We start from the raw sequence: 21,912 nt of genomic DNA, 5'->3' as shown, positions 1-21,912 counted from the left end.
CGTCGACTATGTCGCATTAAGGCGATCGATTTCGGCCTCGTCGAAGCCCGCGGCGCGACGCGCCGGCAGATTGAAAGGGCCCTTCAGCCGCGGGGCACCGTACCGTGCAGCGAACTCGGCATAGGCCGCGAGGGGGTCGAGCCCTTCGCGTTCGCACAGCCAGCGATACCAGCGGTTACCGATCGCGACGTGACCGATCTCGTCGCGCAGGATCACGTCGAGGATCTCCACCGCGCGCAGGTCGCCCGCCTTGCGCAGCTTGGCCTGCATGGGCGGGGTGGCATCCAGGCCTCGCGCCTCCAGCGTGCGGGGCACCAGCGCCATGCGGGCCGTGATGTCGTCGCGCGTCTTCTCGGCCATGGTCCACAGGCCGTCATGGGCCTCGAAGTCGCCGTAGTCGTGGCCCATGCTTTGAAGGTGCGTGCGCAGCAGGTCGAAGTGCAGGGCCTCCTCGCCGGCCACCTGCAGCCAGTCGAGGTAGAAGCGTTGCGGCATGCCGGCAAAGCGCCAGGCGGCGTCGAGGGCGAGATTGATGGCGTTGAACTCGATGTGGCACACCGCGTGCAGCAGGGCCGCCCGGCCTTCGGGCGTGAAGGGCGTGCGGCGCGGCACCTGCTCGGGCAGCACCAGCAGCGGCCGGTCCGGGCGGCCGGGCAGCGGATCCGATGGCTGCAGTACCGCCATGGCATCGGGCTCGGCGCCCGCACGTGCGGAGTCCAGCAGCTCGCGCGCGCGGCGAGCCTTTTCGTGCGGCTCGGCGACACACAAGACCTTCAGCGCCTCTGATCTCAGCTCCATCCCTAAAATTATCGGATGCCCTCCAGCGGAGGGCCAACCACGAGGGCAGCGATGGCCATCTACCAATTGGGCGAAGACGCCCCGCGCATCGCCGACACCGCCTGGGTGGCCGATTCAGCCGAAGTCATCGGACGCGTCAGCCTCGCCGAAGAGAGCAGCATCTGGTACGGGTGCGTGCTGCGCGGCGACAACGAGTGGCTCGAGATCGGCGCGCGCAGCAACATCCAGGAGCTCTCGGTCTTGCACACCGACGTGGGCTACCCGCTGACGATCGGCCAGGGCGTGACCGTAGGGCACCAGGTGATGCTGCACGGCTGCACGATAGGCGACGGTTCGCTGATCGGCATCCAGGCGGTCATCCTCAACGGCGCGCGCATCGGCCGCAACTGCCTCGTCGGCGCGGGCACGCTGGTGCCCGAGGGCAAGGAGTTCCCGGATGGTGTGCTCATCGTCGGCACCCCTGCCAAGGTGGTGAGGGAGCTGACGCCCGAGCAGATCGCCCGCCTGAACGAAGCCGCCGAGCGCTACGTGGCCAATGCGCGCCGTCACCGCGAGGGGCTGAAGAAGCTCCGCTGAAAGACCATCGATCCATGGACGAACTTCACAAGTTTCTTTTCGACGGCCTGCCTGTGCGCGGCATGCTGGTGCGCCTGAGCACCGGCTGGCAGGAGGTGCTGCGCCGGCGCGAGGCCGGGGAAAGCTTCCCGTTGCCGGTGCAGACGCTGCTGGGCGAGATGGCTGCGGCGGCCACGCTGATGCAGGCCAACATCAAGTTCAGCGGCTCGCTGATCCTGCAGGTCTTCGGTGACGGGCCGGTGAAGCTGGCAGTGGCCGAGGCGCGTTCGGACCTGAGCTTTCGCACCACCGCGAAGGTCGTCGGCGAGGTGCCGGCCGATGCGCAGGTGGAGGCGATGCTCAACGTCCACGGCAAGGGCCGCTGCGCGATCACCCTCGACCCGGAGCAGCGCCTGCCCGGCCAGCAGCCCTACCAGGGCATCGTGCCCTTGCATGGCGACCGGCGCGAGCCGCTGCAGCAGCTCTCGCAGGTGCTGGAGCACTACATGCTGCAATCCGAGCAGCTCGACACCCGGCTGGTGCTGGCGGCGGACGACAAGGTGGCGGCGGGCCTGCTGATCCAGCGCCTGCCCATCGAAGGCGCCGCCAACCTGGCCGGCGTGAACGTCGCGAACGAAGACATGATCGGGCAGTCCGAGCACTTCAACCGCATCGCGCACCTGGCGGCGACGTTGACGCGCGAGGAGCTGTTGACGCTGGATGCCGACACCATCCTGCGCCGCCTGTTCTGGGAAGAGCAGGTCGTGCGCTTCGAGCCGCTGGCGCCGCGCTTTGCCTGCTCGTGCTCGCGCGAACGGGTGCGGGCGATGCTGGGCGGCCTGGGGCGCGAAGAGGCCGATTCCATCCTCGCCGAGCGGGGCGACATCGAGATCGGCTGCGACTTCTGCGGCCAGCAGTACCACTTCGACCCGGTCGACGTGGGAGAGCTGTTCACCCCCGGGCGCGACCAGCCTCCGGCGTCATCCTCGCTGCAGTAGCCGCAGTCTGCGGGCCGCGTGCTCGCAATCCGGCGAGTCGCAGCTTTCACAAACCCAGCGCCATTCGGGCTGGGCGGCGTCGCGCGCGGCCAGGCGGCTGAACAGGCCCGGAGCCGGCGCATCCGCGCGCCGCAGACAGGGTGCCACCGCATCCGCGGCCGCCTCCAGGCGCGCCGGGCCCAGGCCTGCCACGACGACGAACGGCAGGCCGGCGCCGATGAGGAGCTCACGCACGGCGGTGTCCACAGGCTCGCGCACGTGCGGCCCGTCGCGCTGCAGGCCGTCGGCCTGCCAGGGCAGGTCCAGCGCCGTCAGCAGCGTGAGCGTGCAGCGCCGCTGCCAGGCCAGCGCGTCCGCATCCAGCGAGCGGTCGCCGAAGACGTGGCGGTGGTAGACCGCGGTCATCAGCGGCGTGGTGTCGCACACGACGATGTCATGCGAAGCGGCGGCAATGTCTATGCGCCGCGCCTGCTCGCTGGCGATGGCAGCCTGTTCGTGAGCGGCGGGCGTGCGGCCCTCGCGCTCGCACCACTCGCGCAGGTGCTCGCGCACCCAGGTGCAGCGCCAACCCGTGTCCGCAGCAAGGCGGTCCGACAGCGCCTGGGCGAGGGTGCTCTTGCCGGTGCTCTCCGCACCGACGATGGCCAGGATGACCGGCTCAGTGCGCGGCGTCGACATGGCCTTCGATCTTCATCCAGGACCGCCAGCCCGCCAGGGACAGCACGGCAAAGACCGCGTAGAGCGCCACGGTCAGCCACAGGGCCTTGACGCTGAACAACCCCAGGCTCACCACGTTCACGGCCAGCCACACCGGCCAGTTCTCGATCAGCTTGCGGCCCAGCAGGAACTGGCCGGCGATGCTGCCGACGGTGGGCAGGGCGTCGAGCCAGGGCACGTCGGAGTCGGTGAAGCGGGCCAGGGCCGCAGCGAGCGCAGGCCAGGCGGCCAAGGTGAGGGCCGCCACCGTGGCGACCTGTCGATGCGTCATGCGGTGGACCTTCAAGGCCGTGCCGTCGGCGTCCCTGCCGCGCAGCCATTGCCACCAGCCCCAGCCGGCCACGACCACGAAGAACAGCTGCAACGAGGCCTCGCCATAGAGCTTGCTGTTGGCGAACAGCAGCGCATACAGAAGCGAACTGACGATGGCCAGCGGCCAGGCCAGCGGGTTGACCCGCATGTTGCACAACACCATCCAGACCGAGAGCACGAAGCCCGCGACCTCCAGCCAGGTGGTCGGGCTGCCCCACAGCGTGAAGGCTTCGGCCAGCAGCGGGCTCAGCAGTTCAAACACCGCTGGCTTTCAAACCAAGGGATTCGCGCGGATCCGGCTTTGCCGGTCCGCTGCGAACGCCCCCATGGGGGGCAGCGACCGGAAGGGAGCGTGGGGGCACTATTTCGTGATCACGACGAGCATCTCGTCCGGCCGGATCATGCCGAGCTCCCGCCGGGCCTTCTCTTCGACCATCTCGGTGCCCTCGCGCAGGTCCGCCACTTCCGCTGTCAGCTGCTCGTTGCGCGAGCGTGCCTCGGCGTTGGCCTCCAGCTGGGCCTTCAGCTCGCTGCGCAGGGCCATCTCGTGCGGCTTGCCGCCCTTGCCGAACCAGAGCTCCGCCTGCACGAGCAGCAGCAGCGCGGCGAGGGCGAGGGGCAGCAGGCGCACGAGGGCAGATCAGCGGAGGTTGTAGAACGCGCCGCGGCCCGGGTAGACCGCCACGTCGCCCAGGTCCTCCTCGATGCGCAGGAGCTGGTTGTACTTGGCCATGCGGTCCGAGCGGCTCAGGGAGCCGGTCTTGATCTGGCCGGCATTGGTGCCCACGGCAATGTCGGCGATGGTCGAATCCTCGGTCTCGCCGGAACGGTGGCTGATGACGGCCGTGTAGCCCGCGCGCTTGGCCATCTCGATGGCGGCGAAGGTCTCGGTCAGCGTGCCGATCTGGTTGATCTTGATGAGGATCGAGTTGGCGATGCGCTTGTCGATGCCTTCCTTCAGGATGCGGGTGTTGGTGACGAACAGGTCGTCGCCCACCAGCTGCACCTTCTGGCCGAGGCGCTCGGTCAGGTGCTTCCAGCCGTCCCAGTCGCCTTCGTGCATGCCGTCCTCGATCGAGATGATCGGGTACTTGTCGACCCAGGTGGCGAGGATGTCGGTCCACTCGGGCGCGGACAGCGTCAGGCCTTCGCCCTCGAGGTGGTACTTGCCATCCTTGAAGAACTCGCTGGCGGCGCAGTCCAGGCCGATGGCGATCTGGCCGCCGGCCTCGAAGCCGGCCTTGTCGATCGCTTCGAGGATCAGCTGGATCGCGGCTTCATGGCTGGGCAGGCTGGGCGCGAAGCCGCCTTCGTCGCCGACGGTGGTGCTCATGCCCTTGGCGTCGATGATCTTCTTCAGCGCGTGGAAGACCTCGGCGCCGTAGCGCAGGGCCTCGCGGAAGCTGGGCGCGCCGACCGGGATGATCATGAACTCCTGCAGGTCCAGGCTGTTGTTGGCGTGGGCGCCGCCGTTGATGACGTTCATCATCGGCACCGGCAGCTGCACGCCGTTCATGCCGCCGAAGTAGCGGTACAGGGGCAGGCCGGACTCTTCCGCCGCGGCGCGGGCCACGGCCATCGAAACGGCCAGCGTGGCATTGGCGCCCAGGCGGCTCTTGTTGTCGGTGCCGTCCAGGTCGATCAGCGTCTTGTCGAGAAAGGCCTGCTCGGAGGCATCCAGGCCCAGCACGGCCTCGCTGATGTCGTTGTTGATGTTCTGCACGGCCTTGAGCACGCCCTTGCCCAGGTAGCGGCTCTTGTCGCCGTCGCGCAGCTCGATGGCCTCGCGCGAGCCGGTGGACGCCCCCGAAGGCACGGCCGCGCGGCCGAGGGTGCCGCTTTCCAGCAGCACGTCGCATTCGACGGTGGGGTTGCCGCGGCTGTCGAGGATCTCGCGCCCGACGATGTCAACGATGGCACTCATGGAAGTCTCACTTTGGGTTTGGACAATTTCGCGGCGCGCAGGATGCCGGAAATCCGTTACCTGCGGGCATCAAGTTGACGCGGGCCCGGCTCAGACCACGCCTTCGAAGCCTTCGACGAGCACCATGTGGAAGTACTCGGTGGCACCTTTGCGCAGCTCGCGGATCCGCGTGTACTGCGCGTCGTCATAGAAGGCCTTGGCCTTCTCGTAGCTAGGGAAGCGCAACACCGCCACGCGGTGCGGGGCCCAGTCGCCTTCGAGCGTCTCGTGCCGGCCGCCTCGCACCAGGTACTCGCCCCCGTAGGCCTTGACCGCCTTCGGCGCTTCCGCCATGTACTGCTTGTAGCGCTCGGGATCGGTGACGTTCATCGTCACGAGCAGGTAGCCGTGGGCCATCAGGCGCTCCCTCTTTGTCAGCAGCTGAAGTCGTTCTCCAGCAACGGCTGGGACTTCACCACGCGATCCAGCGCTGCCAGTTGTTCCAGAAGCGCCGCCATGTGCTTCAACGGCACGGCATTGGGCCCGTCGGACAAGGCATTGGCGGGATCAGGATGGGTCTCCATGAACAGGCCCGCCACACCGACGCCGATGCCGGCGCGCGCCAGGACCGGCACGAACTCGCGCTGGCCGCCGGAGCTGGTGCCCTGGCCGCCCGGCAACTGCACCGAGTGCGTCACGTCGAACACCACCGGCGCTGCCGTCTCGCGCATGATCGCCAGGCTGCGCATGTCCGAAACGAGGTTGTTGTAGCCGAAGCTGGCACCGCGCTCGCACGCCATGAACACGTCCGACGGCAGGCCCGCTTCCTTCGCGGCGGCGCGGGCTTTGTCGATCACGTTCTTCATGTCGTGCGGGGCGAGGAACTGGCCCTTCTTGATGTTCACCGGCTTGCCGCTGCGAGCGACCGCATGGATGAAGTCGGTCTGGCGGCAGAGGAAGGCGGGCGTCTGCAGCACGTCCACCACCTTGGCCACCTCGGTGATCTCGGCTTCGGAGTGGACGTCGGTCAGCACCGGCACCTGCAGCTCGCGGCGCACCTTGGCCAGGATCTCCAGACCCTTTTCCATGCCGGGGCCTCGAAAGGAGGTGCCGCTGGAGCGGTTGGCCTTGTCGTAGCTGGACTTGAAGATGAAAGGGATGCGCAGCCTGGAGGTGATCTCCTTCAGCCGGCCGGCCACGTCCATCTGCAGTTGCTCGCTCTCGACCACGCAGGGGCCGGCGATGAGGAAGAAGGGCTTGTCGAGGCCCACGTCATAGCCGCACAGCTTCATGCCGCCGCCTTTTCCTGCTGGCGCTGCGCTTGGTGGGCCAGCGCCGCCTTGATGTAGCTGATGAACAGCGGATGGCCGTCCCACGGGGTCGACTTGAACTCGGGGTGGAACTGCACACCGACGAACCAGGGATGCTGGTCGCGCGGCAGTTCGACCATCTCGGTCAGCTTCTCGCGCTGGGTGATGGCCGAGATGACCAGGCCGGCCTGCTGCAGGCGGTCGAGGTAGTGCTCGTTGGCCTCGTAGCGGTGGCGGTGACGCTCGGTGACGACCGGGCCGTAGATCTCGTGGGCGAGGGTGCCCGGCTTCACGTCGGAGCTTTGCGCGCCCAGGCGCATGGTGCCGCCCAGGTCGGAGTTGGCGTCGCGCTTCTGGATCGAGCCGTCGCGATCCTGCCACTCGTCGATCAAGGCGATCACCGGGTGCGTGCAGTTCGGGTCGAACTCGGTGGAGTTGGCGCCTTCCAGGCCGGCCAGGTGGCGGGCGTACTCGATCGTGGCGACCTGCATGCCCAGGCAGATGCCGAGGTAGGGCACCTTGTGCTCGCGGGCGAACTGGGCGGCGTGGATCTTGCCCTCGACGCCGCGCTTGCCGAAGCCGCCGGGCACGAGGACGGCGTCGACCTTGGCCAGCAGCGCATCGGCGCGCTCGTCGTTCAGCGTCTCGGCGTCGATGTACTCGATCTTGACTCGCACGTGGTTGTGCAGGCCGGCGTGGCGCAGCGCCTCGTTCAGCGACTTGTACGAATCCGACAGATCGGTGTACTTGCCGCACATGCCGATCGTGACCTCGCCGCGCGGATGCTCGACTTCGTGCACCAGGGTGTCCCAGCGGCGCAGGTCGGCGGGGCGGGTAAGCGACTGCAGCTTCATGCAGATCATCTCGTCCAGGCCCTGCTCGTGCAGCATGCGCGGCACCTTGTAGATGGTGTCCACGTCCCACATCGAGATCACGCCGTGCAACGGCACGTTGGTGAACAGCGAGATCTTCTCGCGCTCGTCGTCGGGGATGTGGCGGTCGGCGCGGCACAGCAGGGCGTCGGGCTGGATGCCGATCTCGCGCAGCTTCTGCACCGTGTGCTGGGTGGGCTTGGTCTTGAGCTCGCCAGCGGCGGCTATCCACGGCACATAAGTGAGGTGGACGAAGGCGGTGTGGTTCGGCCCGAGCTTCAGGCTCATCTGGCGCACGGCCTCGAGGAAGGGCAGGGACTCGATGTCGCCCACCGTGCCGCCGACTTCGACGATGGCCACGTCGACCGCCTCGGGCGTGCCGACGCCGGCGCCGCGCTTGACGTACTCCTGGATTTCGTTGGTGACGTGGGGGATCACCTGCACCGTCTTGCCGAGGTAGTCGCCGCGGCGCTCCTTCTCGAGCACGGTCTTGTAGATCTGGCCGGTCGTGAAGTTGTTGGTGCGACGCATGCGCGTCGTGATGAAGCGCTCGTAGTGGCCGAGGTCGAGGTCGGTCTCGGCACCGTCGTCGGTCACGAACACCTCGCCATGCTGGAAGGGGCTCATGGTGCCCGGATCCACGTTGAGGTACGGGTCCAGCTTGATCAGGGTGACCTTCAGGCCCCGCGATTCAAGGATCGCGGCGAGAGACGCTGACGCGATGCCCTTGCCGAGGGAGGACACCACACCGCCGGTGACGAAGACGAACTTGGTCATGTCAAAAGGCACTCTTGCGCGGCCGGGGCGGGCCGCATGCAGGAGTGCCGTGGTGGTAAAGAGACATTATACGAGTGTCTACTTCGGCCACGCGTCGCTTGAGTTGGCCAAGGGCGTGCGCGGATCCGGCTTTGCCGGTCCGCTGCGCGAGCCCCCTCGGGGGGCAGCCCCCGGCAGGGGGCGTGGGGGCTAAACAATCTTCTCGCGGGGGTGGCGGATCTTGCGCATGGGCTCGAAGCGCTCGGAGGGCCACAGCAGCGGGTGGGTGGTGTCCTGGCCGCTCCAGTGGGGGTCGTCGATCGCCTCGAAGACCTCGCGCAGCCGCTGGCCCCAGGTGCCGCGGATCATGCGGAAGTACGGGTTGTGCTCGTCGATGACTGCGATGTTGTTGCTCTGCAGCCGGCCCTCTTCGTAGACGAGCAGGTCCAGCGGCAGGCCGACGGAGAGGTTGGACTTCAGTGTCGAATCCATCGATACCAGGGCGCACTTGGCCGCCTCTTCCAACGGCGTGGTGGGCGTCAGCACCCGGTCCAGGATCGGCTTGCCGTACTTGCTCTCGCCGATCTGGAAGAAGCAGGTCTCGCGCGTCGCCTCGATGAAGTTGCCCGCGGAGTAGGTGTGGAAGAGCCGCATCGCCTCTCCCCGGATCTGGCCGCCGAAGATCATGTTGGCGTTGAAATCCACCCCCGCGTTGTGCAGGGCCTGGGCGTCGTGGTCGTAGACGCGACGCACCGCGCTGCCGAGCACCCGCGTCGCGTCGAACATGCTGGTGGCGTTCCAGATGGTCAGCGGCTCTCGGTCGCCCTGGGGAATCTGCTCGACCTGCAGGATCTCGCGCACCGACTGCGAGATCGACAGGTTGCCGGCCGAAAGCAGCACCATGAAGCGATCGCCCGGCTTCTCGTAGACGATCATCTTGCGGAAGGTACTGATCGCATCGAGGCCCGCGTTGGTGCGCGAGTCGGAGAGGAACACCAGGCCGGCGTTGAGCCGGATGCCTACGCAGTAAGTCATGCCTGTGCCTTCTGTTGGATTTGCTTCAGACGGTACAACGCGTCCAATGCCTCGCGCGGCGTCAGGGTGTCCGGCTCGATGCGGGCCAGCGCCTCTTCCACCGGCGAGGGCAAGGCGGCCGGAGGCGCCGGCGGGGCGGCGAACAAGTCGACCTGCGCGTCACGCTCGCGGGACTGGGCCTCGAGCGCCTCCAGGGCCGCCCGGGCCTGCCGGATGAGCACCGGCGGCATGCCGGCAAGCCGCGCCACCTGTACGCCGTAGCTGCGGCTGGCGGGGCCCGGCTCGATGGCATGCAGGAACACGATGTCGTCGCCGCTCTCCGTGGCGCTCACGTGCAGGTTGAGCGCACGCTCGTGCCGGCGCGGAAACTCGGTGAGCTCGAAGTAGTGGGTGGCGAACAGGCTGAAGGCCTTGTTCCGGTCGTGCAGCTGGGTGGCTATCGCCGAGGCCAGCGCCAGGCCGTCGAAGGTGGAGGTGCCGCGGCCGATCTCGTCCATCAGCACCAGCGACTGCTCGGTGGCGCCATGCACGATGGCGGCTGCCTCGGTCATCTCCATCATGAAGGTCGACTGGGCGTTGGCGAGGTCGTCGGCGGCGCCGATGCGGGTGTGGATAGCGTCGATCGGACCCAGGCGGCAGGCGCGCGCGGGTACGTAGGAGCCCATGGCGGCGAGCAGCACGATCAGCGCCACCTGGCGCATGTAGGTGCTCTTGCCGCCCATGTTCGGGCCGGTGATGACGAGCAGCCGGGTACGGGCGTCGAGCCGGCAGTCGTTGGGGATGAACTCCGCGCCGCCGGTCTCCTGCAGCCGGGCCTGGACCACCGGATGACGGCCCGCCTCGATGTCAATGCAGGGGTGGTTGACGAACTCGGGCCGGCACCAGTCCAGCGTGGCGGCCCGCTCGGCAAGCGCCGCCAGACCGTCGAGCCCGGCCAGGGCTCGCGCCAGCGCCGCCAGCGGCGTCAGCCAGTTCTGGAGCTGCTCAAGCAATTGCTCGTAGAGCCACTTCTCACGGGCGAGCGCGCGGTCCTGGGCCGACAGCGCCTTGTCCTCGAAGGTCTTGAGCTCGGGCGTGATGAAGCGCTCGGCGTTCTTCATCGTCTGCCGGCGCTGGTAGTCGGCGGGGACCTTGTCCAGCCCCGAGGAGGTGACCTCGATGTAGAAGCCGTGCACCCGGTTGAACTGGACCCGCAGGTTGGCGATGCCCGTCCGGGCACGCTCGCGGGCCTCCAGGTCGAGCAGGAAGGCGTCGCAGTTCTGGCCGATGGCGCGCAGCTCGTCGAGCTCCGGGTCGAACCCGGTGGCGATGACGCCGCCTTCGCGCAGCAGGACGGCCGGCTCTTCCGCCACTGCGCGCTGCAGCAGGGCGGCGATGGCCGGATCCGGCGATAGAGCGGCGTGCCAGCCGTCCAGCAGGGCCGTGCCGCGAGGCGCAGCAGCCCGGAGCAAAGGCAGGCCGGCCAGCGTGGCCCGCAGGCCCGCAAGTTCGCGCGGACGCACCTGGCGCAGCGCGATGCGGGAGGCGATCCGTTCGACATCGCTCACAGCCCGCAAGGCCTCGCGCAGGCCCTCGAAACCGCTGGCGTGCAACTGGGCGATCGCCGCGTGGCGAGCCTGGGCGACGCTGCGGTCTCGCGCCGGATGGGTCAGCCACTGGCGCAGCGCCCGGCTGCCCATGCCCGTGCGGCAGGTGTCGAGCAGGGAGAGCAAGGTGGGGGACCGCTCGCCGCGCAGCGTCTCGGTGAGCTCGAGGTTGCGGTGAGTCGCGGGCGGCAGCTCCAGCAGCTCGCTGGCGCGCTGGACGGTCAGCGAGTTCACGTGGGCCAGCGCCTGGCCCTGGGTGTGCTCGGCGTAGGCCAGCAGCGCCGCGGCGGCGGCGTGGGCGGAGGTCAGATCCTGGGCATTGAAGCCCGCCAGGGAGGCCACGCGGAGCTGCTCGCAAAGCTTGCGCTGGCCCAGGCCGGCATCGAACTGCCAGGCCGGGCGAGCGGTGAGCGTGGCCTTGACCTGGCGCAGCGGCGCAGGGACGTCGTCGCGATCGAACAGGATCTCCGCCGGTGCCAGACGTGCCAGCCAGCCAGGCAGTTCGCGTTCGCTGCACTCCGCCACGCCGAGCTGCCCGCTGGACACGCCCAGCCAGGCCAGGCCATGAACCCCGCGGGCGCGGTGAATGGCCAGCAACAGGGTGTCGGCGCGGTCGTCCAGCAGCTCGCTGTCGGTGACGGTGCCGGGTGTGACGACACGCACGACCTTGCGCTCGACCGGGCCCTTGGCGGTCGCCACATCGCCCACCTGCTCGGCCACGGCGACCGACTCGCCCAGCTTGAGCAGCCTGGCGAGGTAGCTCTCGACCGCATGCACCGGCACGCCGGCCATGACCACCGGCTCGCCGGCGCTCTGGCCGCGGGTGGTGAGCGTGATGTCCAGCAGCCGGTGGCCCTTGCGGGCGTCGTCGTAGAACAGCTCGTAGAAATCGCCCATGCGGTAGAAGACCAGCGTGTCCGGGTACGCCGCCTTGATGCGCAGGTACTGCTGCATCATGGGCGTGTGGGCGCTGAAGTCCTGCACCGGCAGGTTCTCGCTCTTCATCGTCGAGGCGGAATGGGGCGGGTCAGTCGGCGTGTTCGTCGGTCTCGTCGGTGACCGGCTTGGCCTTGCGGATGCGCAGCGGCTTGCGCTCGGCGGCCGGCTGGGGGGCGGGAGCGGGCGGCGGCGCGTCCGGCTCGTCCGCCTTGATGATGCGGGTGAAAGGGGCGAGCAACTGCACCAGCTGGCCGTAGACCTTGGGCGTGCCGGCCACCACCTCGCGCTGGTGAAGGAAGTCCGCCTCGCCGGTGAAGTTGCCGATCAGGCCGCCGGCCTCGGTGATCATCAGCGAACCCGCAGCGACGTCCCAGGGGTTCAGGCCGGTCTCGAAGAATCCGTCGTACCAGCCGGCGGCCACGTAGCACAGGTCCAGCGCGGCCGAACCCGGCCGGCGCAGGCCGGCGCAGTGCGGCGCCACCGCCTCGAACATCTTCATGTAGCGCTGGAAGTTGTCCCCCTTGCGGAAGGGGAAGCCGGTGCCGACCAGGGCTTCGCCCAGCCGGATGCGCTTGGACACGCGCAGGCGCTTGTCGTTGAGGAAGGCGCCGCGGCCCTTGGAGGCCATGAACAGGTCGTTGCGCGTCGGGTCGTAGACGACGGCCTGCTCGACCTTGCCGCGGAAGGACAGCGCGATCGACACGCAGTACACCGGGAAGCCGTGGATGAAGTTGGTGGTGCCGTCCAGCGGATCGATGATCCACAGGTAGTCGCTGTGCTTGGCGCCGTGCTGGCGGCCCGACTCCTCGGCCAGGATGGCGTGGGCCGGGTAGGCGGTGAGGATGGTCTCGATGACGGCGGCTTCGGCCGCGTGGTCGACTTCGGTCACGAAGTCGTTGGTGTTCTTTGCGGTGATCTGGAGCAGGTCGACATCCAGCGAGGCCCGGTTGATGATTGCCCCCGCGTTGCGGGCCGCCTTGATGGCGATGTTCAGCATGGGATGGATGGAAGTCGACATGGGCAAGCGGCGAAGCTGGACAGGCGTGGGGGAACCGGGCTGGCGGGGGCAAAGAGCGGGCGCGGTCGGCATCCGGACACACCGGGGACAATCCGCGCGATAAGCCTTCGATTCTAGCCGCCCATGACCGTGCCCCTGTCCGCCGATCCGACGCGATTCGTGCTCGTGAACACGAGCCACCCCGGCAATGTGGGCTCGGCCGCGCGGGCCATGAAGGTGATGGGATTTGGCGACCTGGTGCTGGTGGCGCCGCGGTTTGCCGACGTGCTGTCGCGCGAGGAGACCCTGGCCATGGCCAGTGGGGCGACCGAGGTGCTTCAAGGCGCGCGGATCGTCGACACGCTGGCCGAGGCGCTGGAGGGCGTGACCCACGCCTGTGCGACGGCGATGACCCCGCGCGACTTCGGTCCGCCGACCTTCTCGCCCCGGGAGCGTTTCGCGTCCCTGGCCGGCGAGGGCCACCGCGTCGCCTTCGTCTTCGGCGGCGAGCGATTCGGTCTGGCCAACGAGGACGTCTACCGCTGCCATGCCTGCATCAGCATCCCGACCGATCCGGCCTATGGCTCCCTCAACCTGGCGCAGGCGGTCCAGGTCCTGGCGTACGAATGGCGACAGGCGCTGGGCGGTTTCGCGGTCGCGGCGCGCACGCCGCCCGTGGCGTGGGCCGATGGCGCGGCGGTGCAGGGATTGCTCGGCCACTGGCAGCAGGCCTTGATCGACATCGGGTTCCTGGATCCAGCAGCGCCCAAGAAGCTGCTGCCGCGGTTGAACCAGCTGGCCAACCGTGCGGCCCTGACGGCCGAAGAGGTGCACATCCTGCGTGGGATCGCGACGGCCATGCAGCGGCTGGCGGCGGCCCGGGGCAAAGCCCCTGGGGGGCCGGATGCCTGATCGCCCGCTACACTGAAACCCGCTTTCGCAACGGCCCCGACACGGGACGCACCATGTTCGCTCGACTGCGCGAAGACATTGCCTGCATCCTCGAGCGCGACCCCGCAGCGCGCACCACCTGGGAAGTGCTGACCTGCTATCCCGGCCTGCACGCGCTGGTGCTGCACCGCCGCGCCCACTGGTGCTGGACGCACGGACTGAAGTGGCTCGGCCGCTTCGTCTCGCACCTTGCACGCTGGCTCACCGGTATCGAGATCCACCCCGGCGCCACCATCGGCCACCGCGTCTTCATCGACCACGGCATGGGCATCGTCATCGGCGAGATGGCCGAGATCGGCGACGAATGCACCATCTACCAGGGCGTCACCCTGGGGGGCACTTCACTGGTCAAGGGCGCCAAGCGCCATCCGACGCTGGGCCAGGGCGTCATCGTCGGCGCCAACGCGGCAGTCCTCGGCGGCTTCACGGTCGGCGACGGGGCGCGCGTGGGCTCGGGCGCGGTGGTCACCAAGCCGGTGCCGGCGGGCGCCACGGCGGTCGGGAACCCGGCACGCATCATCCTGCGCGAGCTGGATGCGGCCCGCGAAGCAACCGCTGCCAAGCTGGGCTTCTCGGCCTACGGCGTGACCAATGGCGACGACCCGGTCGCCCAGGCCATGAAGGGCCTGATCGACAACGCCGGCTCCCACGAGCACCAGATCGCCCTGCTGTGGCAGGCGATCGAGAAGCTGTCGATCCGCGCGCGGGAACTGCCGAACGAAGAGTGCGTGCCGCAGGACGCCCAGACGACCGAGCACTTCGACGCCGAGCGCCTGAACCGGCTGGTCAAGTAGGCGCGCTTCAGGCGGCCGGGGGCCGCCGGGCTGATTTCGGCCTGAAGGCGTCGCAGACGGCGGCATCGGTTTCGATGTACGGCCCGCCGATCAGGTCGATGCAGTACGGCACCGCTGCAAAGATGCCGGGTGCCGGCGGCGTGCCTTGCGACAGGCCCTCCAGCGTCTCGGCGATCGACTTGGGCTGCCCCGGCAGGTTGATGATCAGGGCCTTGCCGCGGATGACCGCCACCTGGCGAGACAGGATCGCCGTCGGCACGAAGCGCAGGCTGATGGCGCGCATCTGCTCGCCGAAACCGGGCATCACCTTGTCGGCCACCGCCAGCGTGGCCTCGGGCGTCACGTCGCGCAGTGCAGGGCCCGTGCCGCCCGTCGTGAGCACCAGGTCACAGCGAGCCTGGTCGACCAGCTCGATCAGCGTGGCGCTGATCTGCGCCTGCTCGTCGGGGATGAGCCGGGTCTCCCAGTCCATCGGGTTGCGCACGGCACGGCCGAGCCAGGATTGCAGCGCCGGGATCCCCTGATCCTGGTACACGCCGGTGGAGGCCCGATCGCTGACCGAGACAAGGCCGATGCGGACGCGCTCGAAGCCGGCGCTGGCGTCTTCACTCATCGCTGTCTTCCTCATCGCCCGAGTCGTCCGACGGGCTCGTCGAAGCGGTGGCCAGGGCAGCCTTGACAAGCTGGAACAGCTCTCGGTAACTGCGACCGTGGCGCTGCTCCGGTGCCTCGGCCTTGGCATCCTTGCGCGACGCGCGCACCAGGCTGCGCAGTTGCTGAACGTCCGTCCCGGGGAAGCGGGCGAGCCAGCGGGTGACGGCGTCATCGTCGGCCAGCAGTTCCTCGCGCCAGCGCTCGGCCTCGTGCAGGGCGAGCGTCTCCTTGGCGCTGCCCAGCTTGTACGCTGCCACGGCTTCCCGGATCTGCGCTTCGTCGGCCTGGCGCATCAGCTTGCCGATGAACTGCAACTGGCGGCGTCGGCCCTCGTGCGACCGGGTGCGGCGGTACTCCGCGATCGCGTCGCGAAGCGACTCAGGCAACTCGAGCTTGTCGACACGCGACTCGGGCAGCTCTGACAGCTCCAGGCCCAGGGCCTGCAGGTCGTGCATCTGCCGCTTCAGGGCGGATTTGCTGGGCCGGTCAGGGAGGAGTCGGGCCTCGTCGACGCTGTCGTCAGGGTCGATCGCGGGGGAATGGTCGTTGTCGTGGAACGCGCGGCGCATGGCTATGATTGTTCCATGACCGCTTCCACCGCCTCCCGCACGGGCTTTGCCTACAGCCGCGAACAGTTCCAACAGATCGTGGAGGACGTGCTAGGCATGGCGCGCGAGCTCGGGGCGAGCGACGCCGGCGTGGAGGTCAGCGAAGGCAGCGGCATCAGTGTCTCGGTGCGCAAGGGCGAGGTCGAGCACGTGGAGCGCAACCGCGACAAGTCGGTGGGCGTGTCCGTCTACCTCGGCCAGCGCCGCGGCAACGCAAGCACCTCGGATTTCTCCGCCGCCGCCTTGTCGCAGACCGTGCGGGCGGCCTACGACATCGCGCGCTTCACCGCCGAGGATCCGGCCGCGGGCCTGCCCGATGCCGACGATCTGGCCAGCGCCGCCGAAGTGGCGCAGGACCTGGATCTCTTCCACCCATGGGCGCTCGACGCCGAAACGGCCGCGGAACTCGCTCGCCGTGCCGAGGCGGCGGCGATGGTGGTCGACAAGCGCATCACGAACTCCGATGGCGGTTCCGTCTCGGCCCAGCAGTCGCACTTCTGGGCCGGCAACAGCCGGGGCTTCCGCGGCGGTTACGCGAGCTCGCGCCATTCGCTCTCGGTGTCGCCCATCGCCGGCAAGGGTGGCGACATGCAGCGCGACTACTGGTACACCTCGATGCGCGACGCGCTCGAGATGGCCTCGCCTGAATCGGTGGGGCGCTACGCGGCCGAGCGAGCCCTGTCGCGGCTCAAATCGCGCAAGGTCAAGACCTGCGAGGTGCCGGTGCTGTTCGAGTCGCCCGTGGCGGCCGGGCTCCTCGGTGGCTTCGTGCAGGGTGTCAGCGGCGGCGCGCTGTACCGCAAGGCCAGCTTCCTGCAGGACTGCCTGGGCCAGCCCATCTGGGCCGACCACATCGACATCTCCGAGGACCCGCACGAGCGCCGCGGCAAGGGCAGCGCGCCCTTCGACGACGAGGGGGTGCGCACGCGTGCGCGCCAGGTCGTGGAGGCCGGGGTGGTGCAGGGCTATTTCCTGTCCAGCTATTCCGCCCGCAAGCTCGGCATGAAGACCACCGGACACGCCGGCGGTTCGCAGAACCTGCGACTCACCAGCCGCCTGACCCAGCCGGGCGATCACCTCGAGCAGATGTTGCGCAAGCTGCATCGGGGCCTGTTCGTCACGGAGCTGATGGGCCAGGGCGTGAACTACGTGACGGGCGACTACTCGCGCGGCGCCGCCGGGTTCTGGGTCGAAGACGGGCGCATCGCCTTCCCGGTGCACGAGATCACCATCGCGAGCAACTTGCGCGACATGCTCAAGGGCGTCGTCGCGGTGGGCGCAGATGCTTTCTGCATGGGCGCGAAGACGGTCGGTTCAGTCCTCGTCGACCGAATGAAGCTGGCCGGCACCTGACCTGGGACCTTCCCGAATTTCAGCCGATTGCAAGCTTCGGACACCCATCATGGCCGCCGGCCGTGGAGGGGCCGGCGATGCCGGGTTGCGCGCGGGTTATCCCCGCTCGTGGCCCCGGGGGCCACTCCTAGAATTTGCCGCGTCTGACTTGATCGTTGAAACAGGAGACTCTTGATATGGAACGTCGTTCCTTCGTTCGTGGCGCCGGTCTGGCCGGTGTGCTGGCCGCAGGCACTGCTCCGGCCATCGTGCACGCACAGGCCAACATCCGCTGGCGCCTGGCCTCCAGCTTCCCGAAATCGCTGGACACCATCTTCGGCGCGGCCGACGTGTTCGCGAAGAAGGTGAAGGAACTGTCGGGCGGCAAGTTCGAGATCTCCATCCATGCCGGCGGCGAGATCATGCCGCCGCTGGGCGTGGTCGACGGCGTGCAGAACGGCACCGTCGAAATGGCTCACACCGCGCCGTACTACTTCTTCGGCAAGGACGAGACCTTCGCGCTGGGCTGCGCCATCCCCTTCGGCCTGAACAGCCGCCAGATGACCGCCTGGATGGTCGAAGGCAACGGCCTGAAGCTGATGCGCGAGTTCTACAAGAACTACAACATCATCAACTTCATGGGCGGCAACACCGGCGCCCAGATGGGCGGCTGGTACCGCAAGGAAGTCAAGACGCTCGCCGACATGAAGGGCCTGAAGTTCCGCATCGGCGGCTTCGGCGGCAAGGTCATCGAGCGCATCGGCGGCGTGCCGCAGAACATCCCGGGTGGCGAGATCTACTCGGCGCTGGAGAAGGGCACCATCGATGCCGCCGAATGGGTCGGACCGTACGACGACCAGAAGCTCGGCTTCAACAAGGTGGCCCAGTTCTACAACTACCCCGGCTGGTGGGAAGGCGGCCCGCAACTGGACTTCTTCGTCAACACCAAGGCCTACGACGCACTGTCGGCCGAGTACAAGGCCATCATCGAGTGCGCCACCGCCGTCGCCCACATCGACATGCAGGGCAAGTACGACGCCAAGAACCCGGCCGCGCTGAAGCAGCTGGTCGGCTCGGGCACCAAGCTCGTGCGCTTCCCGAAGGACGTGATGGACGCCTGCTTCAAGGAGGCCATGGCGCTGTACAGCGAGCTGTCGGGCAAGAACCCGAACTGGAAGAAGGTCTACGAGGACTTCGCCAACTTCCGCCGCGACCAGAACCTCTGGTTCCGCTTCGCCGAAGCCGGCTTCGACGATTTCATGCAGCAGCAGAAGCTGTGATCGACTGAGTCGATCAGCCCAAAGAAAAGGCGGCCCGCGGGCCGCCTTTTTCGTTGAGGCCCTCGCGGGCTACTTCTTGTTCTTCGCGTCCTCCTCGGCGGCGCGCTTGAAGACGTCCATCGGGTCTTCCTGCGCCGCCGAGGCGGGTGCCGAACCCGACGGTGCCTCGAGCCCAGGCGTGCCCGAGTCCGTCCGGCCGTTGCCCATTCCTTGCAGCAACTCCGAGGCCTTGTCCATGTCGACGACTTTCTCCTTGTCGAGGAAGGCCGTCACGGTCTCCGGCACGAAGATCACTACCGCCACCAGGATCAGCTGCATGACGACCCACGGGATCGCGCCCATGTAGATGTCACCGGATTCGACACGCTTGGGTATCGCACCGTTCTTGAACAAGGTGTCGGAAATCCCTCGCAGGTAGAACAAGGCGAACCCGAAGGGCGGGTGCATGAAGCTGGTCTGCATGTTCACGCACAGCATCACGCCGAACCACACCAGGTCGATGCCCATCTTGTCGGCCACCGGTCCGAGCAGCGGCAGGATGATGAAGGCGATCTCGAAGAAGTCGAGAAAGAACGCCAGGAAGAAGATGAACAGGTTGACCACCAGCAGGAAGCCGACCTGGCCGCCCGGCAGGGTCGACAGCAAGTGCTCGATCCAGCGGCCGCCTTCGACACCCTGGAAGACGAGCGAGAACACGCGCGAGCCGATGAGGATGAAGACCACCATCGCGGTGATGCGGGCGGTGCCCGCCATGGCCTCGCGCACCAGCGGCCAGGTCAGGCGCCGGTGCATCGCCGCGAGGATGAAGGCGCCGACTGCACCCATCGCGCCGGCTTCGGTCGGCGTCGCGATGGCGGTGTTCAGGCCCGGCAGGCCGCCCATGCTGCCCAGCACGGCGAAGATCAGGATGGCCGAAGGGATGATGCCGCGCAGGCACTTGGCCCACAGCGCCCAGCCCTGGAGCGTGCGGGCCTCCTTCGGCACGCCCGGCACGTGATGCGGTTTCACGCGGCTGAGCACGAAGGTGTAGAGCGCGAAGATCAGCACCTGCAGGATCGACGGACCCCAGGCGCCCTTGTACATGTCGCCCACCGATCGGCCGAGCTGATCTGCCAGCACCACCAGCACCAGCGAAGGCGGAACCACCTGGGTGATCGTGCCCGAGGCAGCCAGCACGCCGGTGGCATAGCGCATGTTGTAGCCGTAGCGCATCATGACCGGCAGCGAGATCATCGCCATCGCGATCACCTGGCCCGCCACCGTGCCGGTGATCGCGCCGAGGATGAAGCCCACGATGATCACCGAGTAGCCCAGGCCGCCCCGGACCGGGCCGAAGAGCTGGCCCATCGAATCCAGCATGTCCTCCGCCAGGCCGCATTTCTCGAGCAGCGCGCCCATCATGGTGAAGAACGGGATGGCCAGCAGCAGGTCGTTGGACAGGATGCCGAACACGTTCTGCGGCAGGGCGCCCATGAACTCCGGCGGGAACCAGCCCATGTGGATCGCGTACAGGCCACAGGCCAGGCCGAGCGCAGCCAGCGAGAAGGCCACCGGAAAGCCGATCAACATCACGAAGATCAGCCCCGCGAACATCAGTGGCGGGAAGCTCTCCATCGCGATCATTGCAGCGGCCTTTCGTAGTGGGTGTCCATCTCGTAGCGGTGCATCAACCAGGCCACGCGCTTGATGATTTCGCCGAGGCCCTGCAGCAGCACGAGCGCGAAGCCCAGGGGCAGCATCAGCATCGCGGGCCAGCGGACCAGTCCGCCGGCGTTGTTGGACATCTCGCCGCTGACGTACATGCGGGCGAACAGCGGCCAGGCGAACCAGATCATCGTCACCATCACCGGCACGAGGAAGAAGACCAGGCCGAAGAGGTCGACGTAGACCTTGCCGTGGCCCGACAGGCGGGCGTAGATCAGGTCGACGCGAACGTGCTCGTTCATCCGCAGGACCTGCGCCGCCCCCAGCATCACGCAGGCCGCGAACAGGTACCACTGGATCTCGAGGAACGAGTTCGAACTGAAGTCGAAGCCGTAGCGGATGACGGCGTTGCTGGCGCTGATGAAGCAGGACGAGATGACCGCCCAGGCGGCGAACCGGGCAAAGCGATCATTGACCCAGTCGACGCCGTGGGCGAAAGCGAGCAAGGCGTTCATGGCGCCCCTCCGTCGATGGAGAGGGCGAGGCAGGCAGGGGGCATGGCGGCAGCTCCGGACTAGGTGTCGACCGCGGCGCGGCAAAGGGCCGCGAGCAGCCCGGCAGCGCCGACCGCCTGCAATGTATCGGCTGGTGCCTGAATCGCGCCTGAAATGGCGGCGCGCTCAGGGTAAGCCCGGGTCAGCCGTTAGCTGGCCTGGAATCAACCCGCCTGTGCAGCGAGGAAGAGCCGGGTCGAGCGTGCACCTGAGCGGCAGAAGGCCACCAGCGGACGCGGCAGCTCGGACAGCAGTCGGCCGAAGGCGGCGATCTCTTCCGGTGACTGGTAGCCGCCATTGACCGGCAGGAAGCGGTACTGCAAGCCCGCGGCCTGGGCGGCAGCCTCGACGCTCGCGCTGCTGGGCTGGTCCGGGCCGTGCTCGAAGTCCGGCCGGTTGTTGATCACGCTGCGGATGCCCAGGCGCGCCAGTTCGGCCATGGCGGCGGCGTCAAGCTGCGGCGCGACATAGACATCTTCGGCGACGGGGCGCAAGGGAAGGGTGGTTTGCATGGGGCGGTTCGTCCTCAGGTTCACTTGGTCGAAAGGGCCTGCTTGACCGCGGCAGACAGCATGCCCATGTCCGCCGTGCCGGCGAACCGGGCCTTGGCCGCGCCCATGACCTTGCCCATGTCGCTCGGACCGGACGCGCCCAGCTCGGCGACGAGTGCCGCGACCTGGGCGGCGATTTCCTCGGCCGACAGGCGTTGCGGGAGATAGGCCGACAGGACGGCCACCTCGGCCGTTTCCTTGTCCACGAGGTCGGTGCGCCCGGCCTGCTGGAAGGCGGCGATGGAGTCCTTGCGCTGCTTGATCAGCTTGTCCACGATGGCCACCACGGCGGCGTCGTCCAGCTCGATGCGCTCGTCGACCTCCCTTTGCTTGCAGGCGGCCAGCAGCATGCGGATGGCGGACAGGCGGTCGGCTTCCTTCGCGCGCATCGCGGCCTTCATGTCTTCGGTGATGCGTTCTTTCAGGCTCATCGTGAGAGTGCTCCAACGGTCGAATAAGCAAAAAAGCCCGCTACGGCGTCCCGTGCGGGCTTCTTCGGATGGAAACGAACCGGAATCAGTAAAGCTTCTTGGGCAGCTGCATGCTGCGCACGCGCTTGTAGTGGCGCTTGACGGCAGCCGCCTTCTTGCGCTTGCGCTCGGAAGTGGGCTTCTCGTAGAACTCGCGGGCGCGCAGTTCGGTCAGCAGGCCAAGCTTCTCGATGGTGCGCTTGAAACGGCGCAGCGCCACGTCGAATGGTTCGTTTTCCTTGACACGGATGGTTGTCATTGACTGAAGGATCCTTCGGGATGGATGCGCTCGGTGC

The 21,912-nt window shown here is 67.9% G+C and carries 24 protein-coding genes; 6 read left to right on the top strand and 18 right to left on the bottom strand.

Annotated elements, in window-relative coordinates; all coding sequences use genetic code 11:
• Positions 1–6: 6 nt before the first annotated feature.
• Positions 7–798, bottom strand: a complete 792-nt coding sequence (locus tag ACS5PM_RS00620) for a ferritin-like domain-containing protein (RefSeq protein ID WP_439384353.1) — start codon at positions 796–798, stop codon at positions 7–9.
• A gap of 51 nt (positions 799–849) precedes the next feature.
• Here ACS5PM_RS00620 and ACS5PM_RS00615 point away from each other — a divergent pair, with 51 nt between their 5' ends.
• Positions 850–1,374, top strand: a complete 525-nt coding sequence (locus ACS5PM_RS00615) for a gamma carbonic anhydrase family protein (RefSeq protein ID WP_439384351.1) — start codon at positions 850–852, stop codon at positions 1,372–1,374.
• Positions 1,375–1,388: 14 nt separating this feature from the next.
• Positions 1,389–2,351 carry an Hsp33 family molecular chaperone HslO gene (hslO, locus tag ACS5PM_RS00610; RefSeq protein WP_439384349.1) on the top strand — a complete coding sequence of 321 codons (963 nt, stop codon included), beginning with the start codon at positions 1,389–1,391 and terminating at the stop codon, positions 2,349–2,351.
• Here hslO and ACS5PM_RS00605 read toward each other — a convergent pair.
• From ACS5PM_RS00605 to ACS5PM_RS00560, 10 genes are all read right to left on the bottom strand, one after another.
• Complete coding sequence (locus tag ACS5PM_RS00605) at positions 2,334–3,029, bottom strand: AAA family ATPase (protein WP_439384347.1); 696 nt, start codon at positions 3,027–3,029, stop codon at positions 2,334–2,336. The two genes, hslO and ACS5PM_RS00605, sit on opposite strands and share 18 nt — an antisense overlap.
• A complete protein-coding gene (pnuC, locus tag ACS5PM_RS00600; protein ID WP_439384345.1) occupies positions 3,010–3,642 on the bottom strand; it encodes a nicotinamide riboside transporter PnuC in 633 nt (210 codons plus the stop codon). The genes ACS5PM_RS00605 and pnuC overlap by 20 nt, the downstream gene beginning before the upstream one ends.
• A 99-nt stretch (positions 3,643–3,741) precedes the next feature.
• Positions 3,742–4,011: a septum formation initiator family protein gene (locus tag ACS5PM_RS00595; RefSeq protein WP_439384343.1), complete on the bottom strand. Its 270-nt coding sequence runs from the start codon at positions 4,009–4,011 to the stop codon at positions 3,742–3,744.
• Positions 4,012–4,020: 9 nt separating this feature from the next.
• The gene (eno, locus tag ACS5PM_RS00590; protein WP_439384341.1) at positions 4,021–5,304 is read right to left on the bottom strand and encodes a phosphopyruvate hydratase; all 1,284 of its coding nucleotides are present in this window, start codon (positions 5,302–5,304) and stop codon (positions 4,021–4,023) included.
• Positions 5,305–5,394: 90 nt separating this feature from the next.
• The gene (locus tag ACS5PM_RS00585; protein ID WP_439384339.1) at positions 5,395–5,700 is read right to left on the bottom strand and encodes a DUF1330 domain-containing protein; all 306 of its coding nucleotides are present in this window, start codon (positions 5,698–5,700) and stop codon (positions 5,395–5,397) included.
• 17 nt (positions 5,701–5,717) lie between these two features.
• Entirely contained in the window at positions 5,718–6,575 is an 858-nt protein-coding gene (gene kdsA, locus ACS5PM_RS00580) for a 3-deoxy-8-phosphooctulonate synthase (RefSeq protein WP_439384337.1), read from the bottom strand.
• Positions 6,572–8,242 carry a CTP synthase gene (gene pyrG, locus ACS5PM_RS00575; RefSeq protein WP_439384335.1) on the bottom strand — a complete coding sequence of 557 codons (1,671 nt, stop codon included), beginning with the start codon at positions 8,240–8,242 and terminating at the stop codon, positions 6,572–6,574. Before pyrG ends, kdsA begins: the two co-directional genes overlap by 4 nt.
• A 189-nt stretch (positions 8,243–8,431) precedes the next feature.
• Positions 8,432–9,256 (bottom strand): proteasome-type protease, encoded by an 825-nt coding sequence (locus tag ACS5PM_RS00570; RefSeq protein ID WP_439384333.1) that lies wholly within the window; start codon positions 9,254–9,256, stop codon positions 8,432–8,434.
• Positions 9,253–11,847, bottom strand: a complete 2,595-nt coding sequence (gene mutS / locus ACS5PM_RS00565) for a DNA mismatch repair protein MutS (RefSeq protein ID WP_439384331.1) — start codon at positions 11,845–11,847, stop codon at positions 9,253–9,255. The genes ACS5PM_RS00570 and mutS overlap by 4 nt, the downstream gene beginning before the upstream one ends.
• A gap of 22 nt (positions 11,848–11,869) precedes the next feature.
• On the bottom strand, positions 11,870–12,799 hold the full coding sequence (locus tag ACS5PM_RS00560; protein WP_439384329.1) for an inositol monophosphatase family protein: 930 nt from the start codon (positions 12,797–12,799) through the stop codon (positions 11,870–11,872).
• Positions 12,800–12,922: 123 nt separating this feature from the next.
• Between ACS5PM_RS00560 and ACS5PM_RS00555 the strand changes: the two genes are divergently transcribed.
• Together ACS5PM_RS00555 and cysE are read left to right on the top strand one after the other, a co-directional pair.
• Positions 12,923–13,690 (top strand): RNA methyltransferase, encoded by a 768-nt coding sequence (locus ACS5PM_RS00555; RefSeq protein WP_439384327.1) that lies wholly within the window; start codon positions 12,923–12,925, stop codon positions 13,688–13,690.
• A gap of 53 nt (positions 13,691–13,743) precedes the next feature.
• Positions 13,744–14,523, top strand: coding sequence for a serine O-acetyltransferase (gene cysE / locus ACS5PM_RS00550; protein ID WP_439384325.1), 780 nt, complete (start codon positions 13,744–13,746; stop codon positions 14,521–14,523).
• Positions 14,524–14,530: 7 nt separating this feature from the next.
• On the opposite strand, the gene mog is transcribed toward cysE, so the two are convergent.
• Entirely contained in the window at positions 14,531–15,136 is a 606-nt protein-coding gene (gene mog / locus ACS5PM_RS00545; protein WP_439384323.1) for a molybdopterin adenylyltransferase, read from the bottom strand.
• Complete coding sequence (yjgA, locus tag ACS5PM_RS00540; protein ID WP_439384321.1) at positions 15,129–15,746, bottom strand: ribosome biogenesis factor YjgA; 618 nt, start codon at positions 15,744–15,746, stop codon at positions 15,129–15,131. The genes mog and yjgA overlap by 8 nt, the downstream gene beginning before the upstream one ends.
• 15 nt (positions 15,747–15,761) lie before the next feature.
• On the opposite strand from yjgA, the gene pmbA reads away from it, so the two are divergent.
• Both pmbA and ACS5PM_RS00530 read left to right on the top strand, forming a co-directional pair.
• Positions 15,762–17,138 (top strand): metalloprotease PmbA, encoded by a 1,377-nt coding sequence (pmbA, locus tag ACS5PM_RS00535; protein WP_439384319.1) that lies wholly within the window; start codon positions 15,762–15,764, stop codon positions 17,136–17,138.
• Positions 17,139–17,314: 176 nt separating this feature from the next.
• Positions 17,315–18,397 (top strand): TRAP transporter substrate-binding protein, encoded by a 1,083-nt coding sequence (locus ACS5PM_RS00530; RefSeq protein WP_439384317.1) that lies wholly within the window; start codon positions 17,315–17,317, stop codon positions 18,395–18,397.
• A 69-nt stretch (positions 18,398–18,466) separates the two neighbouring features.
• On the opposite strand, the gene ACS5PM_RS00525 is transcribed toward ACS5PM_RS00530, so the two are convergent.
• The 5 genes from ACS5PM_RS00525 to rpsU form a co-directional block, all read right to left on the bottom strand.
• On the bottom strand, positions 18,467–20,017 hold the full coding sequence (locus ACS5PM_RS00525; RefSeq protein WP_439385578.1) for a TRAP transporter large permease: 1,551 nt from the start codon (positions 20,015–20,017) through the stop codon (positions 18,467–18,469).
• Complete coding sequence (locus tag ACS5PM_RS00520) at positions 20,017–20,556, bottom strand: TRAP transporter small permease subunit (RefSeq protein ID WP_439384314.1); 540 nt, start codon at positions 20,554–20,556, stop codon at positions 20,017–20,019. Before ACS5PM_RS00520 ends, ACS5PM_RS00525 begins: the two co-directional genes overlap by 1 nt.
• A gap of 203 nt (positions 20,557–20,759) precedes the next feature.
• Positions 20,760–21,107, bottom strand: coding sequence for a protein tyrosine phosphatase family protein (locus tag ACS5PM_RS00515; RefSeq protein WP_439384312.1), 348 nt, complete (start codon positions 21,105–21,107; stop codon positions 20,760–20,762).
• 20 nt (positions 21,108–21,127) lie between these two features.
• Positions 21,128–21,577, bottom strand: a complete 450-nt coding sequence (locus ACS5PM_RS00510; protein WP_439384310.1) for a GatB/YqeY domain-containing protein — start codon at positions 21,575–21,577, stop codon at positions 21,128–21,130.
• Between the two features lie 85 nt (positions 21,578–21,662).
• Complete coding sequence (gene rpsU, locus ACS5PM_RS00505) at positions 21,663–21,875, bottom strand: 30S ribosomal protein S21 (RefSeq protein ID WP_009551973.1); 213 nt, start codon at positions 21,873–21,875, stop codon at positions 21,663–21,665.
• Positions 21,876–21,912: the final 37 nt, after the last annotated feature.

It is taken from the genome of Ideonella flava (genome assembly GCF_051857595.1).
Taxonomy (GTDB): Bacteria; Pseudomonadota; Gammaproteobacteria; order Burkholderiales; family Burkholderiaceae_C; genus Ideonella.
The sequence above is the reverse complement of the archived record's forward strand: the minus strand, read 5'-3'. Positions and strand labels throughout refer to the sequence as shown.

Bases quoted from the DNA above. Each gene is read 5' to 3' on its own strand.
- rpsU (WP_009551973.1), bottom strand. From the start codon at position 21,875: ATGACAACCATCCGTGTCAAGGAAAACGAACCATTCGACGTGGCGCTG.
- ACS5PM_RS00555 (WP_439384327.1), top strand. From the start codon at position 12,923: ATGACCGTGCCCCTGTCCGCCGATCCGACGCGATTCGTGCTCGTGAAC.
- pyrG (WP_439384335.1), bottom strand. From the start codon at position 8,242: ATGACCAAGTTCGTCTTCGTCACCGGCGGTGTGGTGTCCTCCCTCGGC.
- eno (WP_439384341.1), bottom strand. From the start codon at position 5,304: ATGAGTGCCATCGTTGACATCGTCGGGCGCGAGATCCTCGACAGCCGC.
- kdsA (WP_439384337.1), bottom strand. From the start codon at position 6,575: ATGAAGCTGTGCGGCTATGACGTGGGCCTCGACAAGCCCTTCTTCCTC.
- yjgA (WP_439384321.1), bottom strand. From the start codon at position 15,746: ATGCGCCGCGCGTTCCACGACAACGACCATTCCCCCGCGATCGACCCT.
- ACS5PM_RS00510 (WP_439384310.1), bottom strand. From the start codon at position 21,577: ATGAGCCTGAAAGAACGCATCACCGAAGACATGAAGGCCGCGATGCGC.
- ACS5PM_RS00605 (WP_439384347.1), bottom strand. From the start codon at position 3,029: ATGTCGACGCCGCGCACTGAGCCGGTCATCCTGGCCATCGTCGGTGCG.
- ACS5PM_RS00530 (WP_439384317.1), top strand. From the start codon at position 17,315: ATGGAACGTCGTTCCTTCGTTCGTGGCGCCGGTCTGGCCGGTGTGCTG.
- cysE (WP_439384325.1), top strand. From the start codon at position 13,744: ATGTTCGCTCGACTGCGCGAAGACATTGCCTGCATCCTCGAGCGCGAC.
- ACS5PM_RS00615 (WP_439384351.1), top strand. From the start codon at position 850: ATGGCCATCTACCAATTGGGCGAAGACGCCCCGCGCATCGCCGACACC.
- ACS5PM_RS00620 (WP_439384353.1), bottom strand. From the start codon at position 798: ATGGAGCTGAGATCAGAGGCGCTGAAGGTCTTGTGTGTCGCCGAGCCG.
- pmbA (WP_439384319.1), top strand. From the start codon at position 15,762: ATGACCGCTTCCACCGCCTCCCGCACGGGCTTTGCCTACAGCCGCGAA.
- ACS5PM_RS00560 (WP_439384329.1), bottom strand. From the start codon at position 12,799: ATGTCGACTTCCATCCATCCCATGCTGAACATCGCCATCAAGGCGGCC.
- ACS5PM_RS00585 (WP_439384339.1), bottom strand. From the start codon at position 5,700: ATGGCCCACGGCTACCTGCTCGTGACGATGAACGTCACCGATCCCGAG.
- ACS5PM_RS00515 (WP_439384312.1), bottom strand. From the start codon at position 21,107: ATGCAAACCACCCTTCCCTTGCGCCCCGTCGCCGAAGATGTCTATGTC.
- ACS5PM_RS00520 (WP_439384314.1), bottom strand. From the start codon at position 20,556: ATGAACGCCTTGCTCGCTTTCGCCCACGGCGTCGACTGGGTCAATGAT.
- ACS5PM_RS00570 (WP_439384333.1), bottom strand. From the start codon at position 9,256: ATGACTTACTGCGTAGGCATCCGGCTCAACGCCGGCCTGGTGTTCCTC.
- mutS (WP_439384331.1), bottom strand. From the start codon at position 11,847: ATGAAGAGCGAGAACCTGCCGGTGCAGGACTTCAGCGCCCACACGCCC.
- mog (WP_439384323.1), bottom strand. From the start codon at position 15,136: ATGAGTGAAGACGCCAGCGCCGGCTTCGAGCGCGTCCGCATCGGCCTT.
- hslO (WP_439384349.1), top strand. From the start codon at position 1,389: ATGGACGAACTTCACAAGTTTCTTTTCGACGGCCTGCCTGTGCGCGGC.